Here is an 8829-nt window from a genome sequence, read left to right as displayed (position 1 = left end):
AGGGCCAGGGCCAGGGCCAAGGCCAGGGGCGGGGCCAGGGCCAGGGGCGGGGACAGGGCAGGGGCCGGGGCGGCCGGGTCGGGCAGAGGCGGCGGGATCACACTTTCTGGCCAGGCAACTGCGCCTCAGAACCCGGCCAGCTTGACATTTCACCCCGCAAACCGGCACATCGCGGCAACCTGTCTAACCCCGTTTTACCGGACGCTTTTCCATGCATGCATACCGCTCCCATACCTGCGCCGAACTGCGCAAGGACCATGTCGGCCAGACGGCCCGGATTTCCGGCTGGATTCACCGCAAGCGCGATCATGGCGGTCTGCTCTTCATCGACCTGCGGGACCATTATGGTCTGACCCAGGTCGTGCTCGAGCCGGAAAATCCACATTTTGCGACTCTTGAGCGTCTGCGCGTCGAGAGCGTGATCACGGTGACCGGTGCGGTCATTGCTCGCTCGGACGAGACGGTGAATGGCAATCTGCCGACCGGTGAAGTCGAGCTTCGCCTTGCTGAGCTGTCGATTCAATCGGAAGCGGAAGAATTGCCGTTGCCGGTCTTCGGTGAGCCTGACTGGTCCGAGGAAGTTCGTCTCAAACACCGTTATATCGATCTGCGCCGGGAAAGCCTGCACAAGCGCATCGTCCTGCGGTCGAAAATCATCGACAGCATTCGGCGCCGCATGGTCGACGATAATTTCGTTGAGTATCAGACGCCGATCCTGACCGCGTCCTCACCGGAAGGCGCGCGTGACTTCCTGGTCCCGAGCCGTGTCCACCCTGGCAAGTTCTATGCTCTGCCCCAGGCGCCGCAGCAGTTCAAGCAGCTGATCATGGTCTCCGGTTTTGACCGCTATTTCCAGATCGCACCGTGTTTCCGCGACGAAGACGCCCGCGCAGACCGCGCACCGGGCGAGTTCTACCAGCTCGACATGGAAATGAGCTTCGCCACGCAGCAGGACGTTTTCGACGTCATCGAGCCGGTGATGAAAGGCCTGTTTGACGAGTTCGCCGATGGTCGCCACGTCCCGAACGAGCCCTTCGAGCAGATCGCTTATCACGACGCCATGCGCTGGTACGGATCGGACAAGCCGGACCTGCGCAACCCGATCAAGATGTCGGATGCATCGGACACCTTCCGTGGTTCCGGCTTCAAGGTCTTTGCCGGCATGCTGGAGAAGAACCCCAAGGTTCAGGTCTGGGCGATTCCGGCGAAGACGGGCGGCAGCCGCAAATTCTGCGACCGGATGAATTCCTGGGCGCAAAAGGAAGGCCAGCCCGGCATGGGTTATATCTTCTGGCGCGACAAAGAGGGCGCGATGGAAGCCGCCGGGCCGATCGCCAAGAATATTGGCGAGGAGCGGACCGAAGCCCTGCGCCAGTCGCTGGGCCTCGAGATCGGTGATGCCGTCTTCTTCGCGGCCGGCGATCCCAAGGAGTTTGCCAGCTTTGCCGGTCGGGCCCGTGATGTCATCGGGACCGATCTCGACCTCTGCGAGAAGGACACGTTCCGGTTCTGCTGGATCGTCGATTTCCCGATGTATGAGTGGGATGAGGACAACAAGAAGGTCGACTTCTCGCACAATCCTTTCTCGATGCCGCAAATCGACCCGGATGATTTCCTCCAGCTGGATGCTGATACGGACGCCGACGCGCTGCTGGGCCTGAAGGCCTATCAGTATGACATTGTCTGCAATGGCGTGGAGCTGTCTTCCGGTGCGGTGCGGAACCACCGTCCGGATGTGATGCTCAAGGCCTTTGCCTTTGCCGGGTATGATGCGGAGACGGTTGAGGAAGAATTCGGCGGCATGCTCAATGCCTTCCGCTATGGCGCTCCGCCGCACGCCGGTATCGCGCCGGGCGTGGACCGCATCGTCATGCTGCTCGCCGGAGTCGAAAATCTGCGCGAAGTCGTGATGTTCCCGAAAGACCAGCAGGCCCGCGATCTGATGATGAATGCGCCGGCCGAGGTCGAAATGAAGCAATTGCGCGAGCTGCACATCCGCACTGTGGTGCCGGACGCGAAGAAGGGCTGATCCGCCCGACATGGCAAAACGCAAAAAGGCCGGTCCCTCTGGACCGGCCTTTTTTTATGGCGTGGATTGATGCGCGTGAGACGGGGTCAGTGCGGGTCGTGCCCGTCCGGTTCGGTGACGCCATCCGGGAGGGCGGGGGGCGTTGGCGGGGCAGGCGGGACGTCCTCGCGCGGCATGGGTCCGATGCGGCGCACGCTATTATCCTGCTCGTCAAACACCCAGACGCCATTGGAATCCGTATTCGGCAGTTCGAGAATGACCACACCATCCTCGGTCTCGATGCGAGCCGTCGCGCGGCTCGACGTCCGCACAAGGGTGCGGGTCTGGTCGCGCAGTGCGTCGCGGGCGACGCGGTTGGCATCCAGGGCCTCCAGACGGGCATCTTCCAGAATCCGGCGGCGCTCTTCGCTGATCGCCTGACGCTGGCTCGCCCGTTCACGTTCGATGCGACGTAATTCGCGTTCAGCCCGGGCGATCTCGCGCATCGCCTCATTGGTGGCTTCGCGGATGGCGTCCTGGTCGAGCTCGGTGGCGTGAACCTGCAAGGCCGCGCCGATTTCCGACAGGATTTCGATCCGCGCATTCTCGAGCGCGTGCAATTCGACGATGCGACCGGAGCGCTCCGGCGCCGAAAAGCGCAGGGCGTAATCAAAGCGCGCGCTTTCCAGGCTCTGATGGGGCAGGCTGTCACAGGCCGGCAGGGAGACAGTCTCACCCAGAATTGTGGCTTCGTCGCCGCAGGCGCCGGCGAGGCTTTCCTTGCTCAGACCGGCAACACCACTGATTTCCGCGCCAGAGAAGTTCGCACCGGCCAGGATGGCGCCGGTAAAGTCGACTTCATGCAGTTCGGCATGCTCGAAATTGGCGCCGGTGAGGTCAGCATCCTGGAAGTTCACGTCCCCGCCGCTGACCTCGGTAAAATTGGCACGCCGCAATTCCGCGCCACGGAAATTCGTGTCGCGCAGGTCGGCGCGCAGGAAATTCACCTGACGCAGGCGGCTATCGGCAAACAGGGTGTCGTTCAGCGATGAGCCGATGAAGGTCACAAACACCATTTGGGAGCCGGTGAAATCTGTTCCGCCGAGATCGGCTGAGGAGAAATTCACGCGCTCGATGACCGAATTGGTCAGAGTCGCTTCGCTCATATCGGCGCGCGAAAAGGTCACTCCGGTCAGGCGTGCATTGACCATGATCGTGTCGCTGAAGTCGGTGTCATTGAACCGACTCTCGATCATCGTAACGGAAGGCAGTTCGGATTCGACGAAGGATGTGCCTTCGAAATTCGCGCCGATGAAAACGGCGTTGGCCATGTTCTTGTTGGAAAAGTCGCACTCACTGCACTCGCCGCCGATGGCTAGGCCCCGGCGCGGGTGATCATCGCCCCCCGCGAAGGCGGGCGAAACCGCGGCAACGAGGAGCGCGGTGGCAGAGGCGAATGTCTTCAATCTGTTCCGCATAGCCTCACCGATAGGCCAGACACCCCGGCAAATCGACTTAATTCACGGTAATCCGTAAGTATATCCTATGAGTGACCGCGCGGGATGGCCAGCGGCCAGATGAGGGATTCAGCCGCAAGTCGGGACGGTGAGGCCGACCGGCAATCGGGTCGAGGCATCGCCGCAGGCGCTTGAAAGCTGAGCCTGTGTCAGGCCTCGTGCACTGCCCATTTCCGCACCGGACAGGGTCGCGCCGTCCAGGGTCGCGCCGGAGAAGTCGGCGCTGCCGAAATAGGCGCCGACCAGATTGGCGCGGGTCAGGTCCGCATTGCGGAAGCTGGCGCCTGTAAAACGGCCGCCGAAGAGATTGGCGATCGACAGATTGGTGCCGTCGAACCGGGCGTGATTCATCGTGACGAGAGCCAGATTGGCTTGGCGGAGACGGGCCCCGGACACGTCGATGCCGGGCAGATCAAGATAAGCCAGCTCGGCCTGGAACAGATTGCATCCCGGGCAGGACTGTCCGGCCTGAACACGGGCAATCTGTCCGGCATCCTGCGCGACGGCGGCCCCCGGCATCAGGGCCAGCATCGCCAGAAGGGCAATGATGCGTGTCATTTTGGCGCTCCCGTACAGTCTCGGAGCCTTGCGACGCAAGCCTCGTGCCGTCTTGGTCGCGCGCATCAGGCCGGTCAGCCGCCGGACCAGCCGCAGGCATCGCACTTCTGGCGCGTATCCTCGTCCTCGACCACTGTGAAATGGCCGCATTCCGGGCAGGGGGCCCCATTATACACCGAGATGTCGCGTGAGACCGGACGGCTCTGACGCTGGTCCTCGATCTCGTAATGGCCGGATTGGTCGCCCGTACCGTCCGCGGTGGCGACCTTTTTCGGAGCGTTGGCGAACATCAGGATATTGTCGGGCACCTGGCCACGGGAGAAGCCACGCGAAATGAATTTGGCAGCGTCTTCCTGCCCCAGTTTTTCCTGCTCGACGCCATGTCCCAGATCGCCGGCATCGACCTTGTCGGGCGAGATCTCGGCCAGGTCATCGCGACCGAGATAGGACACGCCCAATTCCCGGAACAGATAGTCGAGGATCGATGTGGCGTGCTGGATCGAGTCATTGCCCTCGACTGCGCCGGCCGGCTCAAACCGGGTGTAGACGAAGGCGTCGACGAATTCCTCGAGTGGCACGCCATATTGCAGGCCGATCGAGATCGCGATCGCGAAATTATTCATCAGGGACCGAAAGGCGGCGCCTTCCTTGTGCATGTCGATGAAGATCTCGCCGAGCTCGCCATCGTCGAATTCCCCGGTGTGGAGGTAGACTTTGTGACCGCCAACCGTCGCCTTCTGGATATAGCCCTTGCGCCGGTCGGGGAGTTTGCGACGCGCCGCCGGTTTCTCGATCACACGCTCGACCGTGCGTTCGACAATCCGTTCGGCCGGTGGTGCGTCGGCAGCGTAGTCGCCCTTGTCGAAATCAATGGCGGGCAGGAGATCAAACAGGCCCGACGCCGCGCGTCGGATGGCAAGGTCTCGAAGTCCGAGTTCGCCGCCGAGATCAATCAGGTCAGCGACATCATCGATAGTGGCGTCACCCTCCAGCGTGATGGCTGTCCGGCAGCGGCCCTCGATCTGGGCTTCGATCGCGGCGGCCATCATCATCTGGTCCTGCACGGTCGGGGCCTCGAAGACGAGCCGCGCAGGCGCTGAGATAGTCGGCGCACCTGCCAGGTCGCCTGTGCCGTGGGCATGGGCGTCGGCGGCGCGAATCTCGTCTTCGCCATATCCGATCGCATGACACAGGGAGTTGGCATCGCGGGCAATGACATCGCTGGTCAATCCCAGGGCATCGCGGCAGGTGCGATCGCCCAGCGTCCAGCGATTGAGCGCATGACGCACCGAAGCCCCCTCGGCGATGGAGTCCTCGAGACGCTCGAGCGCATCGACCGGCACGCCGCGCTCCATCAGGTCTTCCAGTGAAATGCCCGGTGCGCCTCGCAGACTGCCATGTCCTGCCGCGTGATCCTCTGCTCGCTCGATATCCGTGACGGAATACCCCAAAGCCAGCAGCCCCGAGCGGGCGCAGTCGCGCAGGCGCTGTCCGCCGGCCATTTCGGCATCGCTCGTAATGGCCGTATGGACCGGTGTGACGCCGACACTGTCCGCGTCCAGAAGAGCGGCGACATCATCGTCCGGTGCGCGGCAGATCAGGGTCGGTCCCGGGCGGGCGAGGGCGGCTTTCGGCAAGAAGGGAGGAGGCGTCGCGGTCAGCCGTTCCGCGATAAGGGCAAATGCGCCCGGCAGCGTATCGAGGGGTGGCGTGTCGGCCAGGCCGGGCGCTGCAGCGCCGGTCTCCATCGCGACCTCCCGCAGAGCCCGTGTGGCGAGATGGGACAGGGCTGCGAGGCTGTCGCATGCCGTTGCGTCGCCATAGGGCAATCCGGCGCTCATTAGCAGCGCGCCAACACCAGTGAGGGCGATTGACCCTGCCGACCCGGCGCCTTTCGGCGCGCTCAATGTCAGGGCAATGGCCCAATAGCGGATGCAGTCGGTGAAGAGGTCGGCCTGGAACCCATTCTCGCCGTCCAGGAAAGCGGGAAGATTGAGATAGATGGTCGGTCCGGTGTCTTCCGGACTGGCGTGAAAGGCAAGGCTCGGCGTTCCGAAGCTCCATACGGTGCGGGCAATGCCGGTCCGGAAGTCACGGGCCCGGACCGCGCCGCCATCCTGCTCGAAGGTCCAGGCTTCATCGGCCGTTACGGCGTGGCTGAAGGCACGGGGAACATGGAGCATGGCCGGGCGGGTCTCGACCGCATCCGGGATCAATGCAGAGAGCGCGTCATCATCGGTTCCCTGCCGCGCGAGGGCCAGCGCGCGCTCGACGGCTTCCTCCGGCACGCCGTCTTTCAGGGCCCGGCGCATGGCGCGGGCCAGGGCGGCATTGCGCCGCGGGTCAAAGCACTCCTCGACATCGCCGGAGCAGCGGCGGACGGCTTCGCCGATCGCCTGAAGCCGATCGCGTGTGACCCGGGCGCCAACGTCGAGGACCGAGGCGCGCAGGGCCGTCTCTGCGACGCGGCGCAATTGTCCCGGTGCCTGGCGTGAATTGACCCGGATCGTAAGCGCGGGCGTGGGCGCGACCTCACTGGAGGTCGGGTCGCCATAGGCCCAATCGACGCCGCCCTCGCGGATCAGAGTGCTGTCCGGCACGACCAGGCGTCCGGTGAGGCTGGCTGCCAGTTCGGCAGCAAAGCTCACGGCCTGGTCATCATCGCAAAACGCCCCCTGTCTGGCAGCAGACCAGGCCAGCGAACCGGCCAGACGGGCTGTCACATCCGGCAGTCCGGTTTCCAGCTGGCGTGTCTCGCCCTCGGCCGTTGACGGCTGGAGGCTGCCGAACCGCTTGGCACTCTTTCGCGGCTGGGTTGCTGAGGGGCGCGGCGTGTCGAGGAGGTCCGCGAGCGCCTGCGACGCCGTCAGGCTCCAATCCGCGGGCGTGATGATCTCACGCGCCTGAGTGGCGTCCCCGTTTGAGTCGTCGAAGGCACACAGGGCGCGCGTTGCCGGCGCACTCCCGGAAGCCGTGTCGGCGATGAAATCGGCAATGCGACCGAAGACCTGCATGCGGCTTTCCTCTCATGGCCCGAATCGCTTGGGCGGCCGCCAAGTGTACCGCGCCGGGTCTCTCGCCTGAAACCCGCCGCGTTCGACACTGGACCCGCCCGCCGTGCGAGGGCATATAAGCCAAGCCTGCCTCGACCGACTCGGAGCCGCTGACAATGTTCGGACTGATCTCAAAGATTTTTGTGTGGTGGAAAGACGCCACGCCGGGAACCTTCCTGACGCTGCGCATGCGTGGCGCCAAACAGGTTGGCTCCGATGAGTATGGCAATCGCTATTTCGAGGAATCCGGTGTCACCGGCCCCGATGGTCAGGGCCAGAAGCGCCGCTGGGTCATCTACAATGGCTATGCTGACGCCTCGCGCGTGCCGTCCGACTGGCATGGCTGGCTTCACCACACCTTCGACGACGTGCCAACTGATACGCCGCTGATGCGCCAGTCGTGGGAAAAGGATCACCATCCCAATCTCACCGGTACCGTGCACGCCTATCGTCCGACCGGTTCGCTGGCGACGAGTGACCCGCGGCAGTCAACCACCGGCGATTATCAGGCCTGGTCTCCGGACGAGACCTGATCGGCCTTTACCGCGTCACAATCCCGCGACAGGGTATGCGTCATGAAAACCAGTATACTCGCTTCGCTTGCCTCGCTCCTGATTGTGGCGCCCGTCTGGGCCCAGGATGAAGGCTCTTCGTCCGCCGACACGCCGGATGCGTCGGAACTCCTGCGCCGCGACGATCCGGACAATATGCCCGAGCGTGGCCCTCTTTCCTCAGACCCGGGCACGACTGTCGTTCTGCGTGGCCTCGACAAGGTGACCGCGCGGACTCGAGATTTCGAAGTCGCGATCGGTGACACGGTCGATTTCGGCGCCTTGTCGATCACGGCGCAGTATTGCCGCAAACGGCCGCCGGAAGAGACGCCGGAAACCTATGCCTTCCTGCAAATCAATGATCGGCGCACGGACGGTTTCGGTGTCGATGTTGAAGGCGAGCAGATATTCTCGGGCTGGATGTTCGCATCGCGTCCGGCGCAAAATCCGCTGGAACACCCGGTCTATGATGTCTGGGTGATCGATTGCAGGGCCTGATCGCCTGAAATCTCGTCCGGCAGGGCCTTGAAGTCCGCCTCGAAAATCAACGCATCGGACAGACGCTCGCGATAGCTGCTGCGGTCGATCGTGATGGCACCGAAGCTTTCGAGGTGTTCGGTGGTGAATTGCGTATCCAGCAGCGAAAAACCGCCGGCGCGGAGCCGGGCGATGAGGTGGACGAGCGCAACCTTGGAGGCGTCGCGCCGGCGCGAAAACATGCTTTCCCCGAAGAAGGCGGCGCCGAGTGAGACACCATAGAGGCCGCCGACGAGCTCGCCGGCGGACCAGCATTCGATCGAGTGTGCATACCCCGCTGAGTGCAGGTCGGTGTAGAGTCCGATAATGCCATCATTGATCCAGGTCTCTTCACGGCCCGGCGCAGGCTGTGCACAGGCGGCGACCACGGCGGTGAAGTCGTGGTCCACAGTGACCTGGAAGGCGTTCTGGCGAACCGTTTTGCGCAGGCTGCGCGAGGCGTGGAAGTCGTCGAGCGGGATAATGCCCCGCTCGTCGGGGTCGAGCAGATAAATGCGCGGATCATCGCGACCCTCGGCCATCGGGAAGACGCCGCGGGCATAGCAATTGAGCAACTCCTCGGCACCAAAGCCGCGCATGCCAACTCCTCATCTGGTTGGCCGGCG

At 63.5% G+C, this 8829-nt stretch carries 7 protein-coding genes; 3 read left to right on the top strand and 4 right to left on the bottom strand.

Features of this window, described 5'->3' with window-relative positions:
- The first annotated feature begins 211 nt into the window (after positions 1-211).
- The gene (aspS, locus tag JXQ94_RS07585) at positions 212-2029 is read left to right on the top strand and encodes an aspartate--tRNA ligase (protein WP_421923161.1); all 1818 of its coding nucleotides are present in this window, start codon (positions 212-214) and stop codon (positions 2027-2029) included.
- An 86-nt stretch (positions 2030-2115) separates the two neighbouring features.
- On the opposite strand, the gene JXQ94_RS07580 is transcribed toward aspS, so the two are convergent.
- From JXQ94_RS07580 to JXQ94_RS07570, 3 genes are all read right to left on the bottom strand, one after another.
- On the bottom strand, positions 2116-3486 hold the full coding sequence (locus JXQ94_RS07580; RefSeq protein ID WP_421923160.1) for a pentapeptide repeat-containing protein: 1371 nt from the start codon (positions 3484-3486) through the stop codon (positions 2116-2118).
- Positions 3487-3594: 108 nt separating this feature from the next.
- The gene (locus JXQ94_RS07575) at positions 3595-4083 is read right to left on the bottom strand and encodes a pentapeptide repeat-containing protein (protein ID WP_421923159.1); all 489 of its coding nucleotides are present in this window, start codon (positions 4081-4083) and stop codon (positions 3595-3597) included.
- Positions 4084-4157: 74 nt separating this feature from the next.
- A complete protein-coding gene (locus JXQ94_RS07570) occupies positions 4158-7097 on the bottom strand; it encodes a hypothetical protein (RefSeq protein WP_421923158.1) in 2940 nt (979 codons plus the stop codon).
- A gap of 155 nt (positions 7098-7252) precedes the next feature.
- Here JXQ94_RS07570 and JXQ94_RS07565 point away from each other — a divergent pair, with 155 nt between their 5' ends.
- Positions 7253-7669: an NADH:ubiquinone oxidoreductase subunit NDUFA12 gene (locus JXQ94_RS07565; protein ID WP_421923157.1), complete on the top strand. Its 417-nt coding sequence runs from the start codon at positions 7253-7255 to the stop codon at positions 7667-7669.
- Positions 7670-7711: 42 nt separating this feature from the next.
- Positions 7712-8185: a DUF2155 domain-containing protein gene (locus JXQ94_RS07560; RefSeq protein WP_421923156.1), complete on the top strand. Its 474-nt coding sequence runs from the start codon at positions 7712-7714 to the stop codon at positions 8183-8185.
- Here JXQ94_RS07560 and aat read toward each other — a convergent pair.
- Positions 8152-8802, bottom strand: coding sequence for a leucyl/phenylalanyl-tRNA--protein transferase (gene aat, locus JXQ94_RS07555; RefSeq protein WP_421923155.1), 651 nt, complete (start codon positions 8800-8802; stop codon positions 8152-8154). The genes JXQ94_RS07560 and aat overlap by 34 nt on opposite strands.
- Between the last annotated feature and the right edge of the window lie 27 nt (positions 8803-8829).

The sequence above is a fragment of the Maricaulis maris genome, assembly GCF_049116555.1.
In the GTDB taxonomy this organism is placed as follows: Bacteria; Pseudomonadota; Alphaproteobacteria; order Caulobacterales; family Maricaulaceae; genus Maricaulis; species Maricaulis maris_C.
Note: the sequence above shows the minus strand (reverse complement) of the source record. Positions and strands in the feature narration are given on the sequence as shown.